Origin of the sequence: Acrocarpospora pleiomorpha, from assembly GCF_009687885.1 — a bacterium.
Taxonomy (GTDB): domain Bacteria; phylum Actinomycetota; class Actinomycetes; order Streptosporangiales; family Streptosporangiaceae; genus Acrocarpospora; species Acrocarpospora pleiomorpha.
Genome location: NZ_BLAF01000014.1, coordinates 130,245 through 156,494, shown reverse-complemented (window position 1 = coordinate 156,494; position 26,250 = coordinate 130,245). Strand labels below are relative to the sequence as shown.

Below are 26,250 nucleotides of genomic sequence, written 5' to 3'. Positions count from 1 at the left end.
TGCGTGTTTTCTGCGGACAGAGTGGCATGCCAGCATCACTCGCTGTGCAATGTCACACGGTAGAACCAAGGTGATGTCGAACGCGTAAAGGGATCTTGTCGGCTATACGGACACTCGTGGAGATTGCGGATATTCCCGAGTCTCTGGAGGCTCTCCGTGCCACCGTTACGAGCGACCCTCGTCGCCGTCGGCCTGGTCCTGCTTGGCGCCACCCCGGTCCAGGCAAGCACCACCCCCGCCATCACCATCGCGCACCAACGAACCCAGCCGGTCTTCTCCTACGCCGACGCCATCCGCGAGCACGTCTACGTCGAGTCGAGCGTCGACAGCGACTCCGACGGACGGCTGGACCGGGTCCGGGTCGACATCATCAGGCCCCGCGAGTCCGGTCCGGGGCTCAAGGTGGCGTCGATCATCGATGAGAGCCCGTACTACGACAACTCCGGCCGAGGCAACGAGGCCGAGCGCAAGGTCTACGACGCGGACGGCAACCTCGCCAAGTTCCCGCTGTTCTACGACAACTATTTCGTGCCCCGCGGGTACGCGGTGCTCAACGTCGACATGATCGGAACCACCAGGTCCGACGGCTGCCCCGACGTCGGCGGGAAGGCGGACGTGCTGGGCGGCAAGGCCGTCATCGACTGGCTGAACGGCCGCGCCGTCGCCTACCGCGCCGACGGCACCCAGGCGTTCGCCGACTGGAGCACCGGCAAGGCCGGGATGATCGGCAAGTCGTACGACGGCACGCTGGCCAACGCGGTCGCGGCGACCGGCGTCGAGGGCCTGGAGACCATCGTCCCGATCTCCGCGATCAGCTCCTGGTACAAGTACCAGCGGTCCAACGGCGTGGTCTACAACTACGACTACATGTCCTTCCTGGCGAGGGCGGTCGACACTGACCCGATCGCCAAGTGCGCCGCCGTACGGGCGGGGCTGGACGCCCAGGACGGCGACGCCACCGGCAACTACAACGCCTTCTGGGCCGAGCGCGACTACATCGAGGGCTCGCTGGGCGATGCCTCCCAGGTGCGGGCCAGCGTGTTCGCCGTGCACACGGTCAACGACCTGAACGTCAAGCCGGACCACTACTCCACCTGGTGGGACGCGCTGGCCAAGCAGGGCGTGCCGCGCAAGATCTGGGTCGGCCAGTACCAGCATGTGGATCCCTTCGACTTCGAGGGACGCCGGGACCAGTGGGTCGACACGCTGCACCGCTGGTTCGACTACTGGCTGGTGGGCGTCATGAACGACGTCATGAAGGAGCCCCGCGCCGACGTGCAGGTCGGCCCCACCGAGTGGATCACTCAGCGGGACTGGCCCGAGCCGGCCTCGTCGCCTCACCTCTTCCGCCCGGCCGCCGACGGGACGCTCGGCCTCGTTCAGGCCCAGAAGGGCGAGACGGTGACCTTCACCGACATCCGCCAGTCGGAGAACACGATGGTCGCCAACGTCGGCACGGTCCAGCCGGGCCGGGTCGCCTTCACCACCGGCGAACTGTCCCGGGACGTGCGCCTGTCCGGAACGCCGGTGATCAACCTGCGCGTGGCGCTCGACAAGCCGACCGCCAACCTGACCGCGCTCCTCGTGGACTTCGGGGACGACTCCAGGATCGACTGGAGGCGCGGACAGGGCATCACCACCCTGACCGGGGAGAGCTGCCACGGCGAGGCCACCGCCACCGACGACGGCTGCTACCGCAACGTCGTGACGAACATGGTCACCCGGCCGCTGGAGATCGTGGCCCGCGGCTGGATCGACGTGCAGAACCGCGACTCGCTGAGCGAGTCCTCCCCGCTGACCCCCGGAACGTACGGCCAGGTCGAATGGGACACCCTGCCCCAGGACTACACCTTCAAGCAGGGGCACCGGCTGGGCCTGGTGATCGCCGGAACCGACTCGACCTACAGCGGCGAGACGGCCACCGGCACCACCGTCACGATCGACCTGCAGCGAAGCCGGGTGCGGATCCCGCTCGTCCTCGGCGCCGGTGAGGTGCTGAGCGACAGCGACGTCCAGGCGAGGCGCGGCAACTGGATCGGCCCCGAGGAGATCGACCTGCCGGTGCCGGACAACCGCCTCTACTGATTCGCCGAACCGGGACACCGTTCCCGGCAACACCCAGGGCCCGGCGGCACCCCCGCCGGGCCCTCTGTGCTTGCCGGCCCCGGGGGCAATCTTGTCCTCACCAGCCGGCAGGTCGTTGGATATCGCCTTCGCCGTCGTGGAGCCTCGAGAACTTCGGAGCGAACTGACAGGCCGCACACGGCCTTCTCCTTGAGATCGCGGTACAGGATGGACGGCACGGCCTGCAACTGCCAGCTGGCTCGCGACCGAGGCTGGGGTTGTAAATCCCTACGTCCACCCGCCGTAGCCATGGCAACGACGGGTGCGAGCGGGAAGGACATGTCTTGCACGAAGATATCGCTGTTCGAAGCAGAGTCCGCGTCGTGCGATACGGAGAACCCGCCGCACGGCAGTATGCGGACCAATTCTGCGAGCTCTTCCACCGCCTCATACCCGAAAATCAGCAAATGTCGCCGACGATTATCCTCGGCCATGCCGCCGAAGGGCGGCTCGAAGACTTGTCGCGCGGACACGACACGCAGTCGGCCGTTCCGCCGATTGGCTACTTCCTCTATCTCGCAGTGCAGGACGACCGTGTGATCGGCTTCCTGAACCTGCTCGTCGTCGAACGCAACTATGCGCTCATCGCCTACCTGGGTGCGCTCCCGTCCACCGGAAGCGCCAGCTGGAAGATGCTGCAAACCGCCTGGCACGACCACGCGAACACCTTGAAATCACCGTTCGCGCTGATTTTCGAGATCGCACCGCCCGTCGCCGAATCAGCCCGATCGAGCGCGAAGGCAAGACTGTTCACCGAATACTCCCGGCTGCGCGGCCTGGCCACCCGGAAAGCGCCCATCGACTATATCCAGCCCGACATGGTCCACGAAGAGACGGCGGGAACAACCGAACAACCCGCAGACCTGTACATCGCGTCGAGCCCCGATGCACTGGCCGCCATGTCAAAACAGAGTTACCTGCGGCTCGTCGAATCGATCTACTTCGACGTGTACGTGCGAACCTTCCGCGACCTCGGCGAAGACTACACGCGCTACATATCTCGCCTCTATGAAAAACTACGCGCGAGAAACGAGGATATTCCGTCCCCTTCGAATTCGGAATGAGCCCGCAGGGCTTTGGTGCCCGCACGACGGCGGGCACGGCATGGACGAGAGAACGTCCGTCTCCACCCGGCCGCTCGCCTGACGGGCGTGGCTGTGGTGGAAGCCTGAGGCTGTCACTAATGTGTGCGTGGCCCCGAGTCGCTCCGCCATGGCGAGCCGCTCCGCGACCACGTCCACGACGACGATCGGATTGGCCCCTGCGAGCATCGCCCCCAGCACGGCCGACAGCCCGACCCCGCCCGCCCCGAAGATCACGATCGCCTCGGCGTGCGTGCCGTTAGAGCGGCGACTCATATGACCTGTGGGCTGACCCGATGTTCGTTTCGTTCGGCGACAAGGTTGCTATTGCTTTTGCGAGGCGGTTTGCTCTGGTCTTTTCTGTTTTGGCGGTTAGTAAGGGGTGGATGATCGAATAGCGTTGGGATTTGGTGAGGAAGTCGAAGCGTTGCCGCGCCCCGGGGTTGGCCGCGAGGGCGGATTCCAGGTCGGGTGGGGTGGTGGCGTTCTTCTGGGATTCGTAGGCTGCCGCCCAGCGGCCGTCGGATATGGCGGCGTCTACTTCGGCTTGGCCGGCAGGGCGCATGCGGCCAGCGGCGGTCAGGGCGGCGACCTTGTCCACGTTGACCTGGGACCAGAGGCTTCGCGGGCGGCGCCGGACATATTTCTGCAGATAGAAGGTGTCGTCAAAGGAGCGGCGCTGGCCGCTGATCCAGCCCCAGCAGAGGCCGGCGTCGACCAACTCGTCGACGGTCACCGACGGGATACCCGTACTCGATCTGGCCATTTTGACCCACACGCCCGGGGAGGTCGCGTGGTGTTCGGAGAGCCACGTCTCGAAGGACGCCGCGTTGGGAAAGGCCCTGACCTCAAGCTCGTCCATGCCCGCATGCTAACCACGCCGACCGACATTTCCCTGGCCTGAATCTTTCACCTGCCAGGTGGAACTCACGGCAGGTCAGCGACACGGCCGGACGGGTCGTTCTGTACATCCGTGCGAAACAAGCCGAATCTGAGAGCCCCTCTGGGCTCGGAGGTTGGTCATGAGGACCATACGCGCATGGGCGCTGTCCGCCGTCACCGTGCTCCTGGCGGCGATCGGGATGGTCACCGCGCCAATGGCCGCGCATGCGGATATCGCCTGCTCGGTGTCGTACGTACCGGTCTGGGACAACGGCGGCGGCTTCGGCGCCAACATCACGATCACCAACCTGGGCGACCCGGTGAACCCGTGGACCCTGCGCTACACCTGGCCTGGCACCCAGCAGGTCACGCAGGGCTGGGGCGGTACCTGGACGCAGTCCGGGCAGGACGTGACCGTGAACGCCCCCTCGTACGCACCCGCCCTGGCCACCGGCGCGAGCACCACCGTCGGCTTCTACGGGACGTACACCGGTGCGAACACACCCCCCGCGATCTTCACGCTCAACAACGTGACCTGCACGGGGAGCGCGCCGCGCTCGGTCCGGCTGACCTCGCCCGTCAACGGCCAGAACTTCGTCGCGCCCGCGAACATCGGCCTGGCCGCGACCACGACCCCCGCCGGCTGGGCGGCCAGGGTCGACTTCTACTCGGGCACGACGCTGCTCGGCAGCGACACCACCGCCCCCTACACCCTCACCTGGTCCGCAGTCCCGGCGGGCAGATACACACTGTCGGCCAGAGCCACCGACACCACCGGCATGACCTACGTGTCCAACCTCGTCAACATCACCGTGACCGGGATCGTGGCCGACCCCTTCGTCGTGGTCACCCCGACGTCGGTGAACGTCGCCATCGGCGGCCCCGCCATCGTCTCCGTCCGCCTTTCAGGGCCTCCCACGAGCGCCACCACCGTGACGACCAGCCGAATCAGCGGCGACCCTGACCTGACCATCCAATCGGGCGCGACCCTGACCTTCACCCCGGCCAACTGGAACACCCCCCAGAACGTGACAGTGGCCGCCGGACCGGGCGCCACGATCGGCGACTCCGCCCAGTTCCTCGCCACTGCTCCCAATTACCTGTCCGCCACATTCACCGCCACGGTGACCGGCTGATCCATCAACGTCGAAGACAGCGACAGTGGCGGCGGTGATCAGTAAACGCGCAATGTCGTCTATTTGTCGGGATATATCCGGCTAACCTTCGTTGTCGTGTCGCGACGATCATGGGTTCTCTGGGTGACAGCTCTGCTGGTCTCGCTGGGGCCCGACCTGTACTGGTGGATCGGCTCGCTCTTGACCGACGGCTTCGGCCAAGAATCCTTCGGCTGGACCACGTACGGGATCTGCCCGGGCTTCGAGCTCTACTTCGCGAACGAGTACATCATGTACACGATCCTCGAATTTCCCCTGTTCTGGTACGGCGGCGCCCCGCTTCTCCTGCTGGGCTTCGCGGGCTGGTACCTGAGCACCCGGCGAGGACGCGACCGGCTGGGCCGGACCCTCGCCGGCCTCACCGCCACGCTGCTGATCGCGCGATGCCTCCCCAGCCCTCTGCTGTACGCCTACGACACGATGTCGCCGGATTGCGCGCAACTCTGGGACCCGCTGTCGTTCGCTCTGGGAATCGACCTCTACTACCTCATTCCCCCGATCCTCATCCTCCTCGCCACAAGAACCCCGCGCGGACAACGCGGCCTGGTCGGCCGCCGTGTGGCCATCGTCCTGACGCTGTTGGGAACCTCCGTGATCACCGCCCAGTCCACTGCGACCAGCAAGGTGCGCGCCTATTGGGAACTGGGCTGCGACGGCTCCAGCTACACCCCGCTGCGCGGGCTGGCCACGGTCGAGGCGCAGTTCCTGTGCCGCGTCCGCGGCCACTCGTCGGACGACTACTACGAGGGCGTCCCCGGATGGGAACACGTCGGCGACCGCGAAGTCCTCGCCCAGGGCCGCCAGCTCTGCGACCTGGCCGAGCGGCACGGCGGCAACGTGAACGCGCAGGCCGTCGAGAACGCGCCGCAGGCGTCCCTGGCGGAAGCGCTGGTCTTCCTGTGCCCGGCCGTGGCCCAAGCCCAGGCCGCGGAGGAGCGGCGCCAAGCCGATGCGAACGACGCGTACCAGGCCAGGCACGACAACGCGTGCGCGGCCCATCCACGCCACAAGCCCAGAATCAAACCGGTACGCCAGCAGCACGCCACCATGTTCACCGAGTTCTGGTACATCCAAGGCTGGGAGAACGGCTTCGAGGGCACCGCTCCCGATCCGGTGCGGGACCTGGTCGGCAGCGAACGCGGCGCGCTGACGATCTGGGCTGCCGACGAGGTCGGGAACGCCTGCCTGACGGCCGAGTCCTACACCCGGCGGCCCCCGCTGGAGACCAAGGGCTGGGAGGAGATCATCGAAGTCGGCTACGAGAGCCCGACCGGCACGCTGACCCTCGTCGACGGCGGCGGGGAGAGCATCACGGGGCTCACGGCCAAGGGCCCCGGCTCCTACCGCGTCCGCGTCCACTTGCGCGGCCGGGACCTCGTCACCCAGGCCATCGACCCCCCGGACGGCGCGGTGCGACTGCTCATCATGGTGTTCCCCGGCGAACCGACCGAGCCGATCATCTACAAGTGACGACGCCTTTTACGTGGGCGAAATCGTATGCCTGCATCGTGATGCTAGGCTCGTCTGGATGTCTGAAGACCAGTCGGCCATGCGGCCGGTGCCTACCATGCGTGACATCGCCGCCGCTGCGGGCGTCTCGCAGAGCACCGTGTCCCGGGTCCTCAGCGGCGCGCCCACCGCTGTGCCCATCGCGCCGGAGACCCGCCAGCGGGTGCTGCGAACGGCCCGGGAGCTGGGCTACCGCCCCAACCCGCTGGCTCGCGGGCTGCGCGGGGCCTCGACGAACCTCATCGGCGCCGTGGTGCGCGACTTCAGCGATCCCTTCTTCGCCGGGGCGATCGAGGCGCTCGTGACCGAGTCGATGGCGCACGGCTACAACGTCGTGCTTGGCCACGCGCCGGGCCGGCTGGGCGATGCGGCGCTCTCGCTGACCACCGTGCTGGAGACACGGCACACCGATGCGGTGGTGCTGCTCGGTGACATGCAGGAGCATCCGCAGCTTCTGGTCGACCTGCGCAACTCGATCGTGCCGGTGGTCGCGCTCTGGCCGGGCACGAGCCCGCGCGAGTTCCCGACCGTCGACGCCGACGACCGGGCCGGCATCCAGGCCGGGCTGAGCCATCTGGTGTCCTTGGGACACCAGCGGATCGCCTTTGTCAACGCGGAACTTCCCGGTGAATATCGGGCGCGGGAGGAGGCCTATCTCGATTTCATGCGGGAGCGGTTCGGCGCCGTGCCGCCGGGCTATGCCGAGCGCAGCCCGAGCACCCTGGCCGGCGGCGATGCCGCGCTGCGGCGCCTGATGGACCGGCCCGACCCGCCCACGGCGGTCGCCGCCTCGACCGATGTGGTGGCCGTGGGCGTGCTGCACGCCGCGCACAGCGTAGGCGTGCGGGTGCCGGATCGCCTGTCGGTCGTCGGCTTCGACGACATTCTCATCGCGGCGCACACCGTGCCGGCGCTGACCACCGTGCGGATGCCGATATCGGAGATCGTCGGCTACGCGGTCACGCAGGCGGTCGGGCTGGCTCGAGAACCGGCCGATGCCCAGCGCCGGCCGACTCTCGAGATCTTCACCCCGGATCTGATCGTGCGGGATTCGACCGCGCCTCCGGCTCCGAGGTGAATGCCGGAATCCAGACCCGCATCGCGTCCACCCGCCGGTTCGCCCAGGCGAAGTAGGGGATCGCGCCGGCGGTAAGGTCCTCGCCAGGCGACGCCCCGACGACCGGGACGCTGACGCCGATCATCGCCGGCTCGAGGTCGGGCCGCGGCACCTCCTGGGGCTGGCGACCGCCGTCCCACGCCAGGTCCTCCAGCTCCGTCGAGGCCGGAGCGTCAACGGCTTCCAGGCAGTAGACCAGCGGACCGCGCTCGACGGCGACGCACCCGCGGATCGCGTCGGCCCGCCGGTCGGGCACGGTGACCCGGATCACCGGCTCGAGGTCGAGTACGACGCTGTCGCCCGCGTTCCACTGCCGCGAATGCTGGACCACCGGGCCGCCGGCCGAGCGGCTCCATGCCGGTACCCGCAGCGAGAGCGTCCACGGCCGATCCGGCGTCTGGAGAACGTGGACGGTGACGCGGCCCTGCCACGGATACTCCGTCCGGATCGCGAGGCGGACGTCTCCGACCGTCACGTCGGCGTCCGCGTACTGGTGGATCTGGATGCCGCCCTCGTCACCTGTGGCCAGGTAGTGGTGCCAGGAGCTGAGCAGGCGCATGAGATTGGGCGGGCAGCAGGCGCACGGGTACCACGGGGCGCGCCGGCCGTGCCCGACCGGCTCCGCGGCGCGGTGAGTCCGCCGCTGCAGCGGGTTGATGTAGAAGAACTCCTCGCCGGAGAGCGAGATCCCGGAAAGCACACCGTTGTACATGGCCCGCTCGATCGCGTCGGCGTACTCCGGCTCGCCGGTCGCGAGCAGCAGGCGCCAGGCCAGCATCACGCTCGCGATGGCCGCGCACGTCTCGGTGTAGGCGCGGTCGGGCGGCAGCTCGTAGGGGTCGCCGAACGCCTCGTCGCGATGCCGGCTCCCCATCCCGCCGGTGAGGTAGGTCCGGCTGCGGGCCAGATCGCTCCAGCGGCGCCGTACGGCGGCGAGCAACTCCTCATCGCCGAGTTCCACGGCGGCGTCGACCGCGCCGCAGTCCAGATAAAGCTGGCGTACGACATGCCCGGCAACGGTCGCCGCCTCGCGCACCGGCTCGTGGTCCTGCCAGTACTCGGACCCGAAGCGCCCCGGACCGATCAGCCCGTGCCCGCGCAGCCCCAGCATCCGCTCGGCGAGCGCGAGATAGCGCTCCTCACCCGTGACCCGGGCAAGCTCCACAAGCGCCATCTCTATCCCCGGATGCCCATCGATGCCAGGTCTGCCTCGCACGCCGAACTCGGCGTCGATATGGGCCACGGCGCGCGTGGCGACAGTGAGCAGCCGGTCGTCGCCGAGCCCTCGATGCCAGGCGACCGCGGCCTGGATCAGATGCGCCACGCAGTAGAACTCGTGCCCCCAGGCCAGATCGCCATAGGGGACGCCACCCGTGACGACCTGGACGTAGCTGTTGAGATAGCCGTCGGGCCGCTGCGCCGCGGCCACCACCCCGATCGCCTCCTCCGCCGCGGCGGCGAGAACCGGATCCGCGCCCCGAGCCAGTTCCCAGCCGACGGCTTCGAGCCACTTGTAGACGTCGGAGTCGAGAAACGGGAAGGTCGAGCCGCCGCTGTCGGTCTCGGCCTGATACCGCCCCGGCCCGCCGGCGGCCAGCCGGAGGTTGTCCAGCTCCCCGTGCCGCTGGAGCTGGGCGAAGCCATGCGGGATCGTCTTTTCGCGGTTGAGCCGCTGCCGCCGCGCCCAGAACCCGCCGACGATCTCCACATCGCTCGCTTCGATCGGGCACAGCCGTTGTTTCGCCGCTGCGGTCGGCCACACGCTCATTTGATAGCTCCGCTCATCAGACCCGACACGTAGTACCGCTGAAGCAGGAAATAGACCAGGACACACGGGATGATCGAGATGGTGACGCCGGCCTGCAGCATGCCCCAGTCCGTGCCGCCGAGGCTGGTCTCCGTCCTCGACGTGGCGAGGATCAGCGGCAGGGTGAATGTGGAGCTGCGGCTCATCATCACCAGCGCGCCGAGGAATTCGTTCCATGACGTGATGAAGGCGAAGAGCGCGGTGGTGACGATCGCGGGCGTAGCCGAGGGGATGAAGACATAGCGCAACGCCTCCCACGACGAGGAACCGTCCATGATGGCCGCTTCCTCCAGCTCCCTGGGGATGGCGCTGAAGCTGTTGCGCAGCACGTACAGGCTGAACGGCAGTTGGATGGCGGTGTGCAGGATCGCGAGGCCGAGCAGCGAGTTGGTCAGGCCGATTTTCGCGAACATGAGGAACATCGGCGTGAGCAGCGCCTGGTACGGAATGATCAGCGCGAGCAGCAGCACCACGAAGATCACCTCTTTGCCCGGGATGGGGAATCGCGCCAGCGCGTAAGCTGCGGGAACGGTCAGCAGCAGCGTGAGCACGATGGCCAGCAACGCCGTGCCCAGGCTGTTGGCCAGGTAGACCAGCAGGCCCTCCTGGTAATTCCATAACCGTGCATAGCTGTCGAAGCTGAGCCCGTGCGGGAGATAAGTCGGGGGAGCGGCGGCCGCCTCTTCGGTCGGTTTCACCGAGGCGAGAATCGACATCGCCAGCGGCATCAGCATGACTGTGCAGACGGTGAGGCAAATGGCCGCCACCAGGTACCTTCCGCGTCTCTTCACTGGTGGCTCCGGCGGGTCAGCAGCAGCTGGATCACGGTGAAGACGAGGATCGTGGAAGCCAGGATCATCGACAGGGCGGCGCCGTACCCGAGTTTCAGGTAGGGGAAGGAATTCAGGTAGATGTAGAAGACGGATGTGGCTGTCTCATTGCGCGGCTGGCCGGCGGTCATGATGTAGAACTGGTCGAAGGCGAGCAGCGAGCCGATCACACTCACCAGGGTCACCAGCAGGACCGTGCGCAGGGTCAGCGGCAGGATCACCCGGGTGACCCGCTGCCAGTAGCTCACCCCGTCGACGAGGGCGGCCTCGACCACGTCCGTCGGCACGGCTTGGATCGCGGCGACGAACAGGATCATCCCGAAGCCGATCACCTTCCACACCACGGAGGCGCTGATCGCGAAGCTGGATACTCCGGCGTCCACGCCCAGCCAGAGCACGGGCTCGTCGATGACCCCCAGATCGAGCAGGGCCCGGTTCACCAGACCGAAATCGGCGCTGAAAAGCCAGTACCAGAGCAGGCTCGACACCCCGAGACCGATCACGACCGGGATGAAGACCACCGTGCGGGTGAGCCGGCGCAGGACCGTGTTCCGGGCGGTGAGCAGCGCCAACAGGTAGCCGCCGATGATGAGGACCGGAGTGATGAGCGCGGCGTAGAGCAGGGTGAAGCGAAAGGACACCCAGAACTGGGTGTCGCTGAAAGCCCGTTCGTAGTTCGCCAGCCCGACAAATCTCGGCGGGGACAGCAGGGACCAGTTGTGCAACGACATCCAGGCCATCTGCGCCAGGGGATAGGCGGTGAAGGCGAGCACGAAAAGCAGGGCCGGTGCCAGGTAGGCGAATCCGACCAGACGGCCGCGTGGGCCGTGACGCATAAGAACTCCTCCCGAGTGAGGTGTCCACCGGGCGATGGGCCGCCCGGCGGACACGACTCTTCTATGACCGGCTCGCGATGGCCTTCATCTCGGTTTTGGTCTCGGCGATGACGGCGTCGAGATCGTCGTTGCCGTAATAAGCGCGCTGCAGCATCTTCAGCCACGGCCCCTGCGGCGAGTTGATCTGCTCGAAGAACGTGACCGTGTACGGCGTGCGCCCCACCGTCAGCGCCTTGGCCACATCACGCACCAGCGGCTCGGCCTCGAAATACTTGTTGTTCACCATGTCGGTACGCGTGGTGAGGTTGAGCGCCTTGGCGTAAACCTCGACCTGCACCTCGTCGGAGAGCAGGAACTTCATCACGTTGACCGCGTCGTTGACCCGCTTGCTCCCCTTGGGCACCACGACCAGGTCGCCGCCGATGAACGAGGCCGCGGAATTCGGCGCCACCCCGGGCAACAGGGCGATGCCGAACTTCATCCCCGGATTCTGCTGGCGCGCCAGCGTGATGTTGAAGTTGCCGGTGCCCATCATGCCCACCTTGCCGGAGCCGAACTGCAGGTGGAACGTCTCGCCGTTCTCCGTGCGGCTTCCTTCGGGCACGTTGCCGGCCTTGACCATGTCGCGAGCGAACTGCAGCACCTGTTTGACGCCGTCGCCGACCAGCGGCTCGTCCGCCGGCCCCGCCGCCTCGATCGTGGCCCCCGAGGCCCACATCAGCGGACCGACGGTGAAGATGTTGCAGCCGGCGCAGTTGCCGGGCAGATAGTAGCCCTTGACGCCGCCGCCCAGCGCGGTGATCTTGTCGGCGTAGCTGCGCAGCTCGGCCAGGCTCGTGGGCGGCTTGTCCGGGTCGAGCCCGGCCCGGGTGAAAAGATCCTTGTTGTAGAAGAGGGCGGACACGTCCGCGTAAAGGGGCACGCCGAAGAGCCGGTCCTGGTAGGTCGCCACCGTCATGTGCCCTTTGCTGGCGGTCTTCAGCTCTGGCCAATCCTTGATCTGGTCGGTGAGGTCGACCAGCTGCTGTTCCTTTTCGAACTGCGGGGCGTAGATCAGGTCCATGCCCATCAGATCGGGCACGTCGCCTGAGGCGACCCCCTGGGCGATCTTCCCCACCATCTCCGTGTGGGGGATGTAGGTCAGATTGATCTTGCAGTCGGGGTTCTTGGTGTTCCATGCCTCGACCAGCATGTCCACCATCTGCTTGTTGCCGCCTGAGCGCTCCCACATCGTCAGGGCGCCTTTGCTGGCACACGCCGTTGTCGCGACCTGCTGCGCTTGACTGGCCGAGGGGGGCGACTCCTCCTGACCGCAGGCGGCGGCTGCCAGTAACAGCGCCGCCGCGGCCGCCCGGACAGGCCACCTGGGACGGGTTCTCATTTGCCAGGCTCCTCTCTTCGGAGTGGACCGGTGTTGACATGACCCCGTGCTGATGGCAACGTAAATCGAGATGAATACGATTGCAATCAATCGTATTCATTTCGTGATTCAGGAGTCTCCAGCTCGCCGGGCGTTGCTCTCGGCCGCTTGCACGGCGAGCTGTTAACGCAACCACAGCCACTCGCTAGCTGCCCTCGTCCGGTACCAGCTGATCCGCGACTTACCAGTGACGACGTGGATCAGCGCAGCCGAAGGGAGATCGCCCATGCCCCCGAACAGATTCGCCACTGCCTTCAGGGTCGTCCTCGTGGCCGCGGTCGCCCTGGCGCTGAGCCTGGTGGCCGTACCCCCGGCGCAGGCCGCAGGCGGACCGAGCATCACCAAGAAGCACTTCGGAACCCTGCCCAACGGCAAGAAGATCGACATCTACACGCTGCGGAACGCCGGCGGGATGCGCGTGAAGATCCTCACCTACGGCGGCATCCTCCAGTCGATCGAGGTCCCCGACAGCAGCGGCGAGTTAGCCAATGTGACGCTCGGGTTCGACAACCTGTCCGACTACGTCAGCAAAAGTCCGTACTTCGGGTGCATCACCGGCCGGTACGCCAACCGCATCGCCAAGGGACGGTTCACCCTGGACGGCAGGACGTACCAGCTGGCCGTCAACAACGGCCCCAACCACCTGCACGGCGGCGACAAGGGCTTCGACAAGCGGGTCTGGAAGGCGCAACCCTTCAAACGGCACGACAGCGTGGGGCTCGTACTGACCTACACCAGCGCGAACGGCGAGGAGAACTATCCGGGGACGCTGCGTGCCAAGGTCGTCTACACGCTGACCGGCGACAACCAGATCCGGATGGACTACCGCGCCACCACCAGCAGGCCCACGATCGTCAACCTCACCAACCACGCGTATTTCAACCTGCGCGGTGAGGGCAACGGCAGGATCCTCGGCCACGAGCTGCAGATCAACGCCTCCCGCTACACGCCGGTCGACAAGACGCTCATCCCCACCGGGAAGATCGCCCGGCTGACCGGGACGCCGCTGGACTTCCGCGAGCCCACCGCCATCGGCGCACGCATCAACAGCAAGAACCAGCAGCTCGTGCGAGGCGGCGGATACGACCACAACTACGTCCTCGACGGGCACGGCCTCGAGGTGGCGGCCAGAGTCGTCGAGCCGGACAGCGGGCGCGTGCTCGAGGTCATCACCGACCAGCCGGGCCTGCAGTTCTACTCCGGCAACTTCCTGGACGGCACGCTGCGCGGCACCAGCGGCCACCTCTACCCGAAACGGTCCGGCTTCGCCCTGGAGTCGCAGCACTTCCCGGACTCGCCCAACCACAAGAACTTCCCCTCGACAGTCCTGCGGCCCGGCGACGTCTACCGGACCACGACGATCTACGCGTTCTCCACCGTGTGACACCATCCCCCGCGGATCCCATGAGGCAGGATCATGAAAGACATCCATCCGAAGGTCGAAGAAGCCCTCGACACCCTCCACCTGAACCGCGTCGCGCGTCGTCGCCTCCTGACCGGAGCGGGCCTGGTCAGCGCCTCGGCCGCCGCGACCGCGCTGCTCAGCGCGTGCACCAGTGACGCGGGCGGGAACGCTCCCGCCGCCTCAGGCGCGGCGGCGGCCGGCGACTTCCCGGCCACGCCCAAGTGGAAGTTCACGCTGGTCTGCCACGTCACCACGAACCCGTTCTTCACCCCCACCCAGTACGGCGCGCAGGACGCGTGCGCACTGCTCGGCACCGAGTTCCAGTGGACGGGCTCGAGGGACTCGATCGTGGCCGAGATGGTCAACGCGTGCAACACCGCGGTCTCGGCCAAGGTCGACGGCCTCGCCGTGGCGGTGGTGGACAAAGCCGCGTTCCGGGAGCCGGTGAACAAGGCGCTCGACGCGGGCATCCCGGTCATCTCCTACAACGCCGACGGCGCGCGCGACGACAGGGGCACCGCGCGACTGGCCTACGTCGGCCAGGGGCTCTACGAGTCCGGGTACGCCCTGGGCCAGCGGGCACTCCAGCAGGTGGACTCGGGGGAGGTCGCCGGCTTCATCGCCACCCCCGGCGCGCTGAACATCCAGCCGAGGATCGACGGCGCCCAACAGGCGATCAAGGACTCGGGCAAGCCGATCACATTCACCGCGATCGGCACCAACGCCGACATCACCAAGGGCCTGTCCATCATCGACGCCTACGCCCAGGGCCATCCCGACCTGGCCGGGATGCTCGCCGTCGACGCGGGCTCCACCCAGTCGGTGGGACAGACCGTCAAGAAGTACGGCATGCGCGGCAAGGGGCTCAAGGTCGCGGGCGGCTTCGACCTGGTGCCGGAGACGCTGGCCGCCATCAAGGACGGCGACCTGGACTACACCATCGACCAGCAGCCCTACCTGCAGGGCTTCCTGCCCGTGCTCTACCTGTATCTGTACAAGCTCTCCGGCGGACTGCTCTTCCCCTCCGAGACCAACACGGGACTGCTCTTCGTGACCAAGGACAACGTCGGCCCGTACCAGACGACCAAGACTCGCTTCGAGGGCTCCGACACCGCGCAGAAGGTCGTCGAACGTTCCGGCGCCATCCCCCATGCGTAGGGTCCGCGAGGAGTTCCTGCGGCACCGGGAGGCCAGCGTCCTGGTGGTGGCGCTGGGCCTCGGGCTGTACTTCATGTCGGTGACGGACGTCTTCCTGTCCACCGCCAACCTGGTCAACATCGCCCAGGCCACGGCGCCCGCGGCGATCGTCGCATGCGGGACGGTCCTGCTGCTGGTCAGCGGTGAGATCGACCTGTCGGTGGGCGTGGTGGCCGCGCTGGCGCCGTTCATGATGCACTACGCGATCGACTTCTGGGGGGTGCCCGCGATCCCGGCGATACTGCTCGCCCTGCTGACCGGGACCCTGATCGGGTTCGGCAACGGGTTCGTTACCGTGGTGCTGCGGGTGCCGTCGTTCGTGACCACGCTGGGCACCCTGTACTTCGTCACCGGCGTGGTGCTCACCACCTCGCACGCCTACCCGGCCGAGATCCCGGGACCGGTCGACGGCGCGATCGGCGAGTGGCTCGGGGCGGCCGACTGGGCGCATCTCGGCTGGGCCCTGGTCATCGTGGTGTTCCTGCACGTCGTACTGACCAGGACCCGGTGGGGCCTGCACACGGTCGCGGTCGGCGGCAACCCGCTGGGCGCCGCGGAGGCGGGCGTGCGCACCGCCCGCATCAAAATAGGAAATTTCATGATTGCTGGGACGCTGGGGGCCTTCGCCGGGCTGATCGAGGCGTTCCGGATCCACACCATCGACCCCAACATCGGCGGCGGCACCGGCCTGATGTTCACCGCGGTCTCGGCCGCGGTCATCGGCGGTACGGCTCTCGCCGGCGGCTCGGGGACGATCGTCGGCGGCGCTCTCGGCGCGCTGGTGCTGGCCGTGCTGCAGAACGGGATGAACCTCATCGGCATCTCCGCCAACCCCTACTTCCTCATCCTGGGGCTCGCCATCCTCGTCTCCATGATCGCCAACGTCTATCTCACCCGGCTGAGAAGGGCGGGCAGGACATGACCCCGGTCCTGAAGATGGAGCGCGTCGCCAAACGGTTCGGCGCGGTGACCGCGCTGCGGGAGGTCAACCTGAACCTGGCGGCGGGCGAGGTCCTCGGGCTCATCGGGGACAACGGCGCGGGCAAGTCCACGCTGGTGAAGCTCCTGTGCGGCTTCCACCAGCCGGACTCGGGCCGAATCCTGCTGGACGGCGAGGAGGTGACGCTGAAGTCGGTGCGGCAGGCCAGGGCGCTCGGCATCGACATCGTCTACCAGGACCTCGCGCTGATCAACGAGCTCAGCGTCTACCACAACATGTTCCTGGGCCGGGAGCACGTCGGCTTCGCCCGCCTGCTGAGCAACCGCCGGATGCGCGGGCTCGCCCGCGAGCACCTGGACGCCATGGGCGTCCGCATCCCCTCGGTCGACGTCGAGGTCGCCAAGCTCTCCGGCGGCCAGCGGCAGGCCATCGCCGTCGCCCGCTCGGTCTACTCGCGCTCCCGGATCCTCCTGCTCGACGAGCCGCTGGCCGCCATGGGCGCCAAGGAGGGCGCCCTCATCCTCGACCTGGTCAGGGACCTCAAGGCGCGGGGCGAGGTGTCCATTGTGATCATCGCGCACAACTACGCCCAGATCCTCGACGTCTGCGACCGGGTCAATCTCCTCCAGCACGGCACGATCACCTTCGACAAGCCCACGGCGGAGACCTCGCTCCAGGAACTCACCGACCTGGTGGTGGAGGAGTACCGCAAGGCCCGTACGAGAGGAGGCTCGCCATGACCGACCTGCGGGTGGGAGTCGTCGGACACGGCTTCATGGGCAGGGCGCACGCGCACGCCTGGCGGACGGTGGGGCACTTCTTCGACCTGCCGCTGAGCCCGCGACTGTCGGTGCTGTGCGGCCGCTCGCCCGCGGTCGGGGCGGCGGCCGCACGGTTCGGCTTCCCCGCCTGGGAGACCGACTGGCGGCGCCTGGTCGAGCGCGACGACGTGGACCTGGTGGACATCTGCAGCCCCGGAGACACCCACGCGCCGATCGCGATCGCGGCCCTGCGCGCGGGCAAACACGTCCTCTGCGAGAAGCCACTCGCCAACTCGGTCCCCGAGGCCGAGGCCATGGCACGGGCAGCCCGGGACGCGCCAGGCCTCGCGATGGCCGGGTTCAACTTCCGCCGCCTGCCCTCGGTCGAGTTCGCGCGCGACCTGGTGGCGAAGCGGGCGGGAGAAATCAGGCACGTCCGGGCGATGTACCTGAACGGCTCACTCGTCGACCCCGAAACGCCCATGGCCTGGCGACTGCGCGCCGAGGACGCCGGCAGCGGCGCCTTGGGCGACCTCGGCGCACACGCGATCGACCTGGCACAGCACCTCGCGGGCGACCTGATCGCCGGAGTCTCAGGAATAACCCGCACCTTCGTCCCCGAACGCCCCCTACCCGACGGCCCCGGCCGGGCCAGGGTGACAGTGGACGACGCGACCGCCTTCATCGCCCGCTTCTCCCGCGGAGCCCTCGGCGTCTTCGAGGCGACCCGCTACGCGGACGGCCGCGCGGAAGGCCTCCGCGTCGAACTCGACGGCTCCCTCGGCAGCGTGATCTTCGACCTCGGCTCACCCAACGAGGTCTCATTCCTGGACACCACCGACCCACCCACCGAACGCGGCTTCCGGCGAATCAGGATCGCCCACCCCGCCTGGTGGTATTCCCACGCCATCGGCTATGAACACACCTTCACCCACCAGGCACGAGACCTCGTCAAGGCAATCGACTCCGGCCTACCCCCCACGCCGTCATTCGAGGACGGCCTACGTGTCCAACGGGTGCTCGACGCGGTAGCCACCAGCTCAGGCGACTGGCGACACGTGCCCACATCCGGCATCGACGACAGTTGAAGACCCTTATGACACTGGCCGGTCAGTGCACAAGGGTCGCGGGTTCGGGGTAGGCCCGCCCCCAAAGCTTGAGGAGGGCGGCTCTCGCCGTCAGCCGGTGAGGCTGGACGAGCCGCGACGCCTCGTACGGTGCTGAAGGATGCTCTTGGGCGGGCACCGAGCTTCATTTCTCGACGCCGCGCGGGGCCTCCAGTAGTTCGTCTCGGCGTGACAGCAGGAATGCTCGTTCGGCGTCGTTGCCCACCAGGGCCAGGGCCTTGCCGTACTGGGTGAGGGCGTCCTCGGCACGGCCGAGGCGGCGGAGTAGTTCGGCGCGGGTGGCTGGGAGCAGGTGGTGGTATGGCAGGGCCGCGTCGAGATCGCTCAGCAGGGACAGGCCGGCCTCGGGGCCTTCGGCTTCGGCCAGGGCTACGGCACGGTTGAGGCGGACGACGGCTGATCCGGTCAGTCGCTCCAGTTCGCCGTAGAGCAGGGCGATTGAGTGCCAGTCGGTGTCTTCGGCGTGGGCCGCTGAGGCGTGTTCGGCCGCGATGGCCGCCTGTGTCAGGTAAGGGCCGGGGCGAACGCTGGTCTGGTGGATCAGGTGCAGGCCGATGTCGATCTCGTCGTGGTGCCAGAGGGAGCGGTTCTGGTCGGGCAGGCGTACCAGTTCGCCGTGGGGGCCGGTGCGGGCGTCGCGGCGGGCGTGGTGCAGGGTCATCAGGGCCAGCAGACCGGTGACCTCGGGGTCGTCGGGGATCAGTTCTCGCAGGGTGTGGGCGAGTCCGATCGCCTCGGCGGCCAGTTCGTCGCGGACCAGTCGGTCGCCGGCGGTCGGCGCGTACGCCTCGGTGAAGATCAGGTAGATGACGGCGAGTACGCCGTCGAGCCGGGTGAGCAGCTCCTCGCCGGACGGGACTCGATAGGGGATGCCCGCTTGGGCGATCTTCTTCTTGGCGCGGGTGATCCGGGCGGCCATCGTGGGCTCGGTCACCAGGAACAGGCGGGCGATCTGCCGGGTGGTCAGCCCGCCCACACAGCGCAGTGTCAGCGCCACCCTGGACGGCATCGCCAGCGCCGGATGGCAGCAGGTGAACACCATTCGCAGCCGGTCGTCGGGGATGCCTGAGGGATCGGTGTCGACGACCAGCAGCGGGAGTCTGCGGGCGGCCACGGCGCCGCGGCGCAGCCGGTCGACGGCCTTGCGGCGTGCGGTCACGAGCAGCCAGGCGGGCGGGTTGTCCGGCTCGCCGTCGCGATTCCACCGGTCCACGGCGGCGGCGAAGGCGTCCTGCAGCGACTCCTCGGCCAGGTCGAGATCGCGCAGCTCGGAGGTGAGCAGGGCGAGCAGCCGCGCCCAGTTCTCCCGGTACGCCCGCTCGGCCCCGCCCATTCCCGGCATTACCCCTGGTACTCCACCACGGGGCGCACCTCGACGATGTCGCTGGGGCACGCCCTGGCGAACTCCAGCGCCTCGTCCAGGTCCTTGGCCTCGACCAGGTAGAAGCCGCCCAGCTGCTCGACGGTCTCGGCGAACGGGCCGTCGGTCAGGAGCGTCTCGCCGTCCCTGTTGCGGACCGTGGTCGCCGAGCTGGAGAGGGCGAGTTCCTCGCCGCCCCGAGCCGCGTCGCGCGATGCCAGCAGCTCACTGAAGCGCCCGTGCTCGGCGAAGAGCCGCTCGCGCTCCTCGGGCCCGGCCTCGGCCCACGGCTTCTCATCGCCCCACAACAGCAGCATGTACTTCATGTGTCTCGCCTCCGTGTATCAGGGTCACCTGGATGACGTGCCACCTCCACGGGAATCGACAACGCGCCGGAAGATTTTCGCGCGCGCCTGGCGAGGAGCAGGTCATGCTGATGCGCGTTCTCGTTTGTGTACGAACCCGACGCCTAGTTGTTATTGGACGTTATAAAGCGTCGATTTGGTCACGTTAAACCATTCTGACCTGGGAGAACACTCCTATAACATTAGTTAACACGAGACAGTTAGATTTCCTTCTGTCTTGTCCGTTTTGTTGCGCTCCAATACCGTCCGCAGTGGTTTGTGTTCCCCGGACGGGCCCTCTCCCGAGTCCTCCCGTCCCTCCGCCCTGGAGGCGAGATGCGGTTACGCGCAACGGTGCGCAGTAGATCCCCCTATGGCAAGGCGTTAGGTGTCGCGGTGCTCGTATCGGCCGCGCTCACCCTGGCGCCGACGACATCGGCTCAGGCCGAGCCGGCCGACTGCACCACTGATGCCAACGCCCATGTGACCACCGTCCCGAGTCCCGAGCAGTTCTTCGGCTTCCCCCTGGGCGCGGGACAGCCCAGGATTCTCACCACTGAAGAGATCAAGAACTACGTCCAGGCCGTGGGCGGCGCCTCCAACCGGGTCCGTACGGGCACGATGGCGCACAGCGTCTCCGGCCAGGAACTGCCCTACGCCATCGTGTCCGATCCGGACCGCGTGTCCGACGCGCGGCTGAAGAAGATCGCCGACGACATCGACTCGCTGCGTGACCCGCGCACCCTGGGGGACACCAAGGCGGCGCGGATTACCGCGGACTCCCCGGCCATCGTCTGGATCGCGGGCAACGTGCACGGCGGCGAGAAGAGCGGCGCGGACGCCGCGCTCAAGACCCTGTACGAGCTGGCCAGCGGCCTGTCCTGCGACGTGGCCGAGCGCAACGACAACCTGATCACGATCATCGTGCCGACCCAGAACCCGGACGGCCGCGACGCCAGCCGCCGGCAGAACGACTTCGGCTTCGACCTGAACCGGGACTGGTTCGCCCGCACCCAGCCGGAGACCGACGGCAAGATCGAAATGCTCAGGAAGTACCCGCCGCAGGTCTTCGTCGACGCGCATGAGATGGGCGGCCGGCAGTACTTCTTCCCGCCGAACGCCGACCCGATCCACCACGAGATCGCCGACCAGCCGGTCGACTGGATCAACCGCATCGGCGCGGCCAACGCCGCGGGCTTCGGCTTCAACGGCGCCTGCGGCGGCGCCGTCACCACCGAGTGCTACTTCAACTACGCCACCTACGACATGTTCTACATGGGGTACGGCGACACCGTGCCGGCCACCGGGTTCGGCGCCGCCGGCATGACGTACGAGAAGGGCAGCACCTCGGCCGTGCAGGACCGGGTGCAGCAGCAGTTCAACACCCAGTGGGCGACGGTCGGCTGGGCCTCGGACAACAGGCACGAGATCCTCAGCGGCTACTACTCGATCTGGAAGACCGCGCTCGCCGAGGGCGCCGCCGGCACCCTCCAGCCCAACCAGGTCGTGCAGCCGACCAACACCGTGCAGTTCCCGGTGCCCGACATCACGATCCGGTCCTACTTCCTGCTGCCCGGACGCCAGATCGGCGACGTGCGCCGGCTGGTCGAGCGGCTGCGCGGCATGGACGTCGAGGTCTACCGGCTGAAGAAGCCCGTCACGGTGCCCAGCGCCCGGATCTTCGGCGGCAGGACCGCCAGCGACCTCGAGGTGCCCGAGGGCGCGTACTGGATCCCGATGAACCAGCCGCAGAAGCACTGGATCCAGGCGCTCATCGGCGAGGACCCGTACACGCCGTTCCCGTACTTCTACGACGTCTCCTCCTGGAGCAACCCGCTGCTGATGGGCGTGGACACGGTCTACACCGGGGACGAGCTGTCGCCCAAGGCCGACCTGGTCAGGAAGATGGACGGCGGCGTCGCCTCCGGAGCCTCGAAGAAGGGGTCCTACTCCTACCCGATGGACTCGGCCGCGGCCTCCGAACTCACCTTCAAGCTGCTCGCCCAGGGCGTGCCGCTCTCGCGTGACCTGGCCACCGGCGTGGTCAGCCTGCCGACCGTCGCGGTCGACCGGCACGCGCTGGACGAGCTGGCCACCTCGCTCGGCGTGACCGTCACGGGCAGCGGGGCGGCGCCCTCGGGCACCGCGCTGCGCACCCCGGACGTCGGCCTGTTCAACGGCACCGGCATCTCCACCACCTCCGGCTCGTACGGCGAAGCCCGCTACGTGCTCGGCGCCCGCTGGGGCCTGAACCTCAAGCCGGTGACCACGGCCGACATCAACGGCAACACCCCGGCCTTCACCGAGCGGACCGCTCTGGTGGTTCCGGACGGGAGCAGCTCCACGGGCGGCCTGACCGCGCAGGGCCTGGCCAACCTCAAGCAGTGGGTGGCCGCGGGCGGCACCTACCTCGGCCTCCGCAACGAGGGCACCCGGGTGGCCAGGGCCGCCGGGCTGACCTCCACCACCGAGAAGGCCAAGCCGACCGGCTACCAGGTCATCGGCTCGCACTTCCGGGTGGACACGGCCACCGCCGACCCGGTGGCGCTCGGCCGCCCGGCGGAGGACTTCCAGTTCAACAACGGCGACCCGATCCTCAACCCGAGCACCACCGGCGTCAACGTCCTGACCTACCCCACCGACGGCAGGTTCTGGTCCAACGGCTACACGGTGGGCTCGGACACGCTCAAGGGCACGGCGGCTCTGGTCAACGAGCCGACCGGCGCCGGGCACGCCGTGCTGTTCGCGTACAACCCGCTGTTCCGGGCGTACAACGAGAACGGCATCCACCTGGTGGCCAACGCGCTGCTCCAGCCGACGGGCACGCCCGGCGCGCAGCAGCGCAGCGCCCGGGCGCTGCCGCCGGCCGAGCCGGAGGAACTGCCCAACCTGGGCGGGGACTGGCGGCCGATCGTCATCCAGGTGGCCGACGCCGACCTCGCCCGCACCCAGGCGGTGGTCGAGCGGTACACCGACACGGCGCAGATCGCGAGCGCAGACGGTTCGACCTACCTCACGATCCCCAACCCCGAGGGTCTGTCGGCCGACGAGCACCCCTACGTCCGTGACCTGATCCGTGACCTCGGCGTGGCGGGCATCCCGCTCCGCTCCGTCGTCGCCTGATTCACGACGGGCCCGGCCGGTTCATCCGGCCGGGCCTTTGCTTTGAATGGATCGGGTGGGGTGATGTTCGTCGGAAGTGGCCCAAGGGGCTGCTTTGCATTGAGAATATCGGTGCGCTGATTCCCGTTTTTGGACCGTCGCAATCAATATGTAATTGCCGTGATACATATATCACAAGTGGATTTTCTCGACGGCGGGATCTCTTTTAACGTCCCAATTACCTTGGAGTTCCCGTTTTGTTATGAGTGCTCACGACGATTGGCACGTGCCAAACCAGCAGTCTTCGAGGCCTGGGGTGATATGTGGCCAGCATTCAGGGGCATCGCTTACGTGGGGTAAATAGGAAAGCTCTCTTCTCGCCGGTACGCGGCTTTCGGAATAACTTCCAGCCATGATCTCCTTTCTGGTGATCTTCATTTCCGTGATTCTGACCGCCTCCGCCGCATTGACGATGTGGTGGATGCTGCACGCGTGGCGCACTCCCGAGACGCTGAACGCGACCCGCTTCTCCGATCCCGACGGCGAGCAACAGATGTCTTTCTCCCTGCTGGTTCCGGCACGCATGGAGGAGAACGTTCTCGCCGCCACCGTCACCGGCCTGCTCCAGTCCACCCACCGTGATTTCGAGATCCTCGTCATCGTCGGGCACGACGATCCCGGCACCGCCGCGATCGCCGCGGAACTCGCCCGTGACCACCCGGACCAGGTCCGCGTGATCACCGACACCAATCCCCGCAAGAACAAGCCCAAGGCGCTCAACACCGCGCTGCCGTACTGTACGGGGGAGATCGTCGGTGTCTTCGACGCCGAGGACGAGGTCCATCCGCTGCTCCTCGAACACGTCGACCACGAGTTCCGCAAGACCCGCGCCGACGTGCTGCAGGGCGGCGTGCAACTGATCAATTTCCATTCCAGCTGGTACAGCCTGCGCAACTGCATGGAGTACTTCTTCTGGTTCCGCAGCCGGCTGCATCTGCACGCCCGGATGGGTTTCATCCCGCTGGGCGGCAACACCGTGTTCGTCCGTACCGACGTGCTGCGCGAGAACGGGGGATGGGACCAGGACTGCCTCGCCGAGGACTGCGATCTCGGTGTGCGGCTCTCCACCCGGGGCAAGAAGTTCGCGGTGGCCTACGACGCGGTGCTGGTCACCCGGGAGGAGACACCCGACTCGATCAAGGCGCTGGTCAAGCAGCGCACCCGGTGGAACCAGGGGTTCCTGCAGGTGCTGCGCAAGGGCGAGTGGAAGGCGCTGCCCACGCTGCGCCAGCGGCTGCTGGCCAGGTTCACCCTCACCTCGCCGTTCATCCAGGCGTTCACCGGCGCCGTCATCCCGGTGGGCATCCTCGCCGGTTTCCTGCTGGACGTGCCCGACGGGGTGGCGCTGATCACCTTTCTGCCGCTGCTGCCGACCCTGACCATGCTCGCCTTCGAGCTGGCCGGACTGCACGAGTTCGGCTGGCAGTACGGCGTGCGGGTCCGGGCCGGGCACTACGCCACGCTGATCGCGGGACTGCCGTTGTACCAGGCGATCCTGGCGGTGGCGGCGCTGCGATCGGTCTGGCGGGAGTCCACCGGCAGGGGCGACTGGGAGCTGACCCATCATGTCGGCGCCCACCTGCGGCTCAGGGAGGACACATGACCGCCGTCCTGCTGGAACCGTCCGCCCCGCCGGTCGACGCCCCGGTCCGCCGGCCGGGCCGCCACCGGTTCCCGCCCGTTGCCGTGCTGCTGGTGATCCTGATCGCGGCACATGCCTGGAATCTGGCCGACCAGCCCTTCCCCAACGACGACGAAGGCGCGTACATCTCCCAGGCCTGGGCCGTGCAGCACGGCCAGCTCGCGCACTACACCTACTGGTACGACCACCCGCCGCTGGGCTGGATCCAGCTCGCCGTGCTGTCCTTGCCGGGCCAGTGGTTGCTGCCCGACCTGCCGGCGCTGGTCCACGGCAGGATCGCCATGCTCGTGGTGCTCGCGATCACCCTGCTGATGGTGTACACGGTGGCGCGCCGGCTGCAAGGCACCCGATGGACGGCCTTGCTGGCCATGGCGATCGCCGGGCTGTCCCCGCTGGCGCTGAGCATGCAGCACCAGGTGTATCTGGACAACTTCGCGGTCATGTGGCTGCTCGCCGCGTTCGCGCTGGCCCTGTCCCCGCGCACGCACCTGTGGCAGCACGTGGCGGCGGGGGTGGCCACCAGCTTCGCGGTGCTCTCGAAGGAGACCATCGCGATCGCCGTCCCCGCGGTGATCGTGGCGCTGTGGCAGGGCAGCCACCCGAGCACCCGGCGCTTCTCGCTGGCCGGCTTCCTCTCCGGCATGATCTTCACCGCGTCGCTGTACCCGCTCTACGCGGCGCTGAAGGGCGAGCTGTTCCCCGGCGAGGACCACGTGTCGCTGGTCGGGACGCTCGCCTTCCAGCTGCACGACCGGGCCGGCACCGGCAGCGTGTTCGTCCCCGGCATGGAAGCGCACGAGCTGCTGATGAGCTGGCTCGGCAACGATCCGGTCCTGCTCATCGGCGGTCTCGCCGCGGCCGTCGCCGGCCTGGCGGTGCGCCCCGCGCGCGCCCCGGCGCTCGCCGTGCTGCTGCTGGTGGCGGTGGCACTGCGGCCGGACGGCTACCTGCCGAAGATGTACATCGTCCAGCTGGTGCCGTTCCTGGCGCTGTCGGTGGCCGGGATCGCCACCGCCGTCGCCATCCGGACCGAACGTGGCTTCGGCAGCGCGCTGGTCACCACCGTGCTGATGGTCACCGGCGCGATCGCGCTCACCGGATGGCCGGTCACCGGCGCGCGGATGCTCACCGAGTCCACCAACGACGGCTACACGGCGGCGTCCCGATGGATCAGGGAGGAGATGCCCGTCCGGCCCGGACAGCGCACCATCGTGGACGGCGTGCTCTGGGTGGACCTGGTCCGCGCCGGGCACGCGCCCGGCCTCGGGGCGATCTGGCATTACAAGATCGACCTCGACCCCGCCGTGCAGAGCACCCTGCCGGGCGGCTGGCGCGACATCGACTACGTGGTGTCCACCCCGGCGGTGCGCGGTGAGGCCGCGCAGCTTCCCACGCTCGCGGGCGCGCTCGCGCACTCGCGGGTGGTGGCGACCTTCGGCACCGGCGGCGGCCGGATCGAGGTCCGGGAAGTGCTCACGACGACCCCCTGACCCCTCAGAACACGTTTGACCGCACGCCCCGAGCAGGAGG

General features: G+C 67.8%; 21 protein-coding genes. 13 read left to right on the top strand and 8 right to left on the bottom strand.

Annotation, left to right across the window (positions count from 1 at the left end; all coding sequences use genetic code 11):
• Positions 1 to 156 precede the first annotated feature (156 nt).
• Together Aple_RS14755 and Aple_RS14750 are read left to right on the top strand one after the other, a co-directional pair.
• Positions 157 to 2,085, top strand: a complete 1,929-nt coding sequence (locus Aple_RS14755) for a Xaa-Pro dipeptidyl-peptidase (RefSeq protein ID WP_155345147.1) — start codon at positions 157 to 159, stop codon at positions 2,083 to 2,085.
• 446 nt (positions 2,086 to 2,531) lie between these two features.
• Positions 2,532 to 3,188, top strand: coding sequence for a hypothetical protein (locus Aple_RS14750; RefSeq protein WP_155345146.1), 657 nt, complete (start codon positions 2,532 to 2,534; stop codon positions 3,186 to 3,188).
• On the opposite strand, the gene Aple_RS56240 is transcribed toward Aple_RS14750, so the two are convergent.
• On the bottom strand, positions 3,141 to 3,482 hold the full coding sequence (locus Aple_RS56240) for a zinc-binding dehydrogenase (RefSeq protein WP_373869582.1): 342 nt from the start codon (positions 3,480 to 3,482) through the stop codon (positions 3,141 to 3,143). The two genes, Aple_RS14750 and Aple_RS56240, sit on opposite strands and share 48 nt — an antisense overlap.
• Positions 3,466 to 4,068 carry a YdeI/OmpD-associated family protein gene (locus tag Aple_RS14745; protein ID WP_155345145.1) on the bottom strand — a complete coding sequence of 201 codons (603 nt, stop codon included), beginning with the start codon at positions 4,066 to 4,068 and terminating at the stop codon, positions 3,466 to 3,468. The genes Aple_RS56240 and Aple_RS14745 overlap by 17 nt, the downstream gene beginning before the upstream one ends.
• Before the next feature lie 160 nt (positions 4,069 to 4,228).
• Here Aple_RS14745 and Aple_RS14740 point away from each other — a divergent pair, with 160 nt between their 5' ends.
• The 3 genes from Aple_RS14740 (at position 4,229) to Aple_RS14730 (ending at position 7,850) form a co-directional block, all read left to right on the top strand.
• Positions 4,229 to 5,224, top strand: coding sequence for a cellulose binding domain-containing protein (locus Aple_RS14740; RefSeq protein WP_155345144.1), 996 nt, complete (start codon positions 4,229 to 4,231; stop codon positions 5,222 to 5,224).
• A gap of 123 nt (positions 5,225 to 5,347) precedes the next feature.
• A complete protein-coding gene (locus tag Aple_RS14735; RefSeq protein WP_155345143.1) occupies positions 5,348 to 6,733 on the top strand; it encodes a hypothetical protein in 1,386 nt (461 codons plus the stop codon).
• 97 nt (positions 6,734 to 6,830) lie between these two features.
• Positions 6,831 to 7,850 carry a LacI family DNA-binding transcriptional regulator gene (locus Aple_RS14730; RefSeq protein WP_170321476.1) on the top strand — a complete coding sequence of 340 codons (1,020 nt, stop codon included), beginning with the start codon at positions 6,831 to 6,833 and terminating at the stop codon, positions 7,848 to 7,850.
• Here the strand turns inward: Aple_RS14730 and Aple_RS14725 are convergent.
• The 4 genes from Aple_RS14725 to Aple_RS14710 all read right to left on the bottom strand — a co-directional run bounded on the left by Aple_RS14725 (position 7,798) and on the right by Aple_RS14710 (position 12,743).
• A complete protein-coding gene (locus tag Aple_RS14725) occupies positions 7,798 to 9,657 on the bottom strand; it encodes a glycoside hydrolase family 127 protein (protein WP_155345141.1) in 1,860 nt (619 codons plus the stop codon). The two genes, Aple_RS14730 and Aple_RS14725, sit on opposite strands and share 53 nt — an antisense overlap.
• Entirely contained in the window at positions 9,654 to 10,430 is a 777-nt protein-coding gene (locus Aple_RS14720) for a carbohydrate ABC transporter permease (RefSeq protein ID WP_155345172.1), read from the bottom strand. Before Aple_RS14720 ends, Aple_RS14725 begins: the two co-directional genes overlap by 4 nt.
• A 53-nt stretch (positions 10,431 to 10,483) precedes the next feature.
• On the bottom strand, positions 10,484 to 11,362 hold the full coding sequence (locus Aple_RS14715; RefSeq protein WP_155345140.1) for a carbohydrate ABC transporter permease: 879 nt from the start codon (positions 11,360 to 11,362) through the stop codon (positions 10,484 to 10,486).
• Between the two features lie 61 nt (positions 11,363 to 11,423).
• On the bottom strand, positions 11,424 to 12,743 hold the full coding sequence (locus Aple_RS14710; protein ID WP_155345139.1) for an ABC transporter substrate-binding protein: 1,320 nt from the start codon (positions 12,741 to 12,743) through the stop codon (positions 11,424 to 11,426).
• Between the two features lie 265 nt (positions 12,744 to 13,008).
• Here Aple_RS14710 and Aple_RS14705 point away from each other — a divergent pair, with 265 nt between their 5' ends.
• Genes Aple_RS14705 through Aple_RS14685 form a run of 5 tightly spaced genes read left to right on the top strand, consistent with a single transcriptional unit; the run spans position 13,009 to position 18,173 of the window.
• Positions 13,009 to 14,166: an aldose epimerase family protein gene (locus Aple_RS14705; protein ID WP_155345138.1), complete on the top strand. Its 1,158-nt coding sequence runs from the start codon at positions 13,009 to 13,011 to the stop codon at positions 14,164 to 14,166.
• A 33-nt stretch (positions 14,167 to 14,199) separates the two neighbouring features.
• A complete protein-coding gene (locus tag Aple_RS14700) occupies positions 14,200 to 15,345 on the top strand; it encodes a sugar ABC transporter substrate-binding protein (RefSeq protein ID WP_155345137.1) in 1,146 nt (381 codons plus the stop codon).
• The gene (locus Aple_RS14695; RefSeq protein WP_155345136.1) at positions 15,338 to 16,306 is read left to right on the top strand and encodes an ABC transporter permease; all 969 of its coding nucleotides are present in this window, start codon (positions 15,338 to 15,340) and stop codon (positions 16,304 to 16,306) included. The genes Aple_RS14700 and Aple_RS14695 overlap by 8 nt, the downstream gene beginning before the upstream one ends.
• Positions 16,303 to 17,064, top strand: a complete 762-nt coding sequence (locus Aple_RS14690; protein ID WP_155345135.1) for an ATP-binding cassette domain-containing protein — start codon at positions 16,303 to 16,305, stop codon at positions 17,062 to 17,064. The genes Aple_RS14695 and Aple_RS14690 overlap by 4 nt, the downstream gene beginning before the upstream one ends.
• Positions 17,061 to 18,173: a Gfo/Idh/MocA family protein gene (locus Aple_RS14685; protein ID WP_155345134.1), complete on the top strand. Its 1,113-nt coding sequence runs from the start codon at positions 17,061 to 17,063 to the stop codon at positions 18,171 to 18,173. Before Aple_RS14690 ends, Aple_RS14685 begins: the two co-directional genes overlap by 4 nt.
• 163 nt (positions 18,174 to 18,336) lie before the next feature.
• Here Aple_RS14685 and Aple_RS14680 read toward each other — a convergent pair whose 3' ends face one another.
• Both Aple_RS14680 and Aple_RS14675 read right to left on the bottom strand, forming a co-directional pair.
• On the bottom strand, positions 18,337 to 19,554 hold the full coding sequence (locus Aple_RS14680) for an RNA polymerase sigma factor (protein WP_155345133.1): 1,218 nt from the start codon (positions 19,552 to 19,554) through the stop codon (positions 18,337 to 18,339).
• Positions 19,554 to 19,898 (bottom strand): YciI family protein, encoded by a 345-nt coding sequence (locus Aple_RS14675; RefSeq protein WP_155345132.1) that lies wholly within the window; start codon positions 19,896 to 19,898, stop codon positions 19,554 to 19,556. The genes Aple_RS14680 and Aple_RS14675 overlap by 1 nt, the downstream gene beginning before the upstream one ends.
• Positions 19,899 to 20,312: 414 nt before the next feature.
• On the opposite strand from Aple_RS14675, the gene Aple_RS14670 reads away from it, so the two are divergent.
• The 3 genes from Aple_RS14670 to Aple_RS14660 all read left to right on the top strand — a co-directional run bounded on the left by Aple_RS14670 (position 20,313) and on the right by Aple_RS14660 (position 26,210).
• Positions 20,313 to 23,039 (top strand): M14 family zinc carboxypeptidase, encoded by a 2,727-nt coding sequence (locus Aple_RS14670; protein ID WP_218038328.1) that lies wholly within the window; start codon positions 20,313 to 20,315, stop codon positions 23,037 to 23,039.
• Positions 23,040 to 23,430: 391 nt separating this feature from the next.
• Complete coding sequence (locus Aple_RS14665) at positions 23,431 to 24,681, top strand: glycosyltransferase family 2 protein (protein ID WP_155345130.1); 1,251 nt, start codon at positions 23,431 to 23,433, stop codon at positions 24,679 to 24,681.
• Entirely contained in the window at positions 24,678 to 26,210 is a 1,533-nt protein-coding gene (locus tag Aple_RS14660) for an ArnT family glycosyltransferase (protein ID WP_155345129.1), read from the top strand. Before Aple_RS14665 ends, Aple_RS14660 begins: the two co-directional genes overlap by 4 nt.
• Positions 26,211 to 26,250: the final 40 nt, after the last annotated feature.

Coding starts and splice junctions, on each gene's coding strand:
- Aple_RS14750 (WP_155345146.1), top strand. CDS start 2,532: ATGTCGCCGACGATTATCCTCGGCCATGCCGCCGAAGGGCGGCTCGAA.
- Aple_RS56240 (WP_373869582.1), bottom strand. CDS start 3,482: ATGAGTCGCCGCTCTAACGGCACGCACGCCGAGGCGATCGTGATCTTC.
- Aple_RS14745 (WP_155345145.1), bottom strand. CDS start 4,068: ATGGACGAGCTTGAGGTCAGGGCCTTTCCCAACGCGGCGTCCTTCGAG.
- Aple_RS14740 (WP_155345144.1), top strand. CDS start 4,229: ATGAGGACCATACGCGCATGGGCGCTGTCCGCCGTCACCGTGCTCCTG.
- Aple_RS14730 (WP_170321476.1), top strand. CDS start 6,831: ATGCGTGACATCGCCGCCGCTGCGGGCGTCTCGCAGAGCACCGTGTCC.
- Aple_RS14725 (WP_155345141.1), bottom strand. CDS start 9,657: ATGAGCGTGTGGCCGACCGCAGCGGCGAAACAACGGCTGTGCCCGATC.
- Aple_RS14720 (WP_155345172.1), bottom strand. CDS start 10,430: ATGCTGATGCCGCTGGCGATGTCGATTCTCGCCTCGGTGAAACCGACC.
- Aple_RS14715 (WP_155345140.1), bottom strand. CDS start 11,362: ATGCGTCACGGCCCACGCGGCCGTCTGGTCGGATTCGCCTACCTGGCA.
- Aple_RS14710 (WP_155345139.1), bottom strand. CDS start 12,743: ATGAGAACCCGTCCCAGGTGGCCTGTCCGGGCGGCCGCGGCGGCGCTG.
- Aple_RS14705 (WP_155345138.1), top strand. CDS start 13,009: ATGCCCCCGAACAGATTCGCCACTGCCTTCAGGGTCGTCCTCGTGGCC.
- Aple_RS14700 (WP_155345137.1), top strand. CDS start 14,200: ATGAAAGACATCCATCCGAAGGTCGAAGAAGCCCTCGACACCCTCCAC.
- Aple_RS14695 (WP_155345136.1), top strand. CDS start 15,338: ATGCGTAGGGTCCGCGAGGAGTTCCTGCGGCACCGGGAGGCCAGCGTC.
- Aple_RS14690 (WP_155345135.1), top strand. CDS start 16,303: ATGACCCCGGTCCTGAAGATGGAGCGCGTCGCCAAACGGTTCGGCGCG.
- Aple_RS14685 (WP_155345134.1), top strand. CDS start 17,061: ATGACCGACCTGCGGGTGGGAGTCGTCGGACACGGCTTCATGGGCAGG.
- Aple_RS14680 (WP_155345133.1), bottom strand. CDS start 19,554: ATGCCGGGAATGGGCGGGGCCGAGCGGGCGTACCGGGAGAACTGGGCG.
- Aple_RS14675 (WP_155345132.1), bottom strand. CDS start 19,898: ATGAAGTACATGCTGCTGTTGTGGGGCGATGAGAAGCCGTGGGCCGAG.
- Aple_RS14665 (WP_155345130.1), top strand. CDS start 23,431: ATGATCTCCTTTCTGGTGATCTTCATTTCCGTGATTCTGACCGCCTCC.
- Aple_RS14660 (WP_155345129.1), top strand. CDS start 24,678: ATGACCGCCGTCCTGCTGGAACCGTCCGCCCCGCCGGTCGACGCCCCG.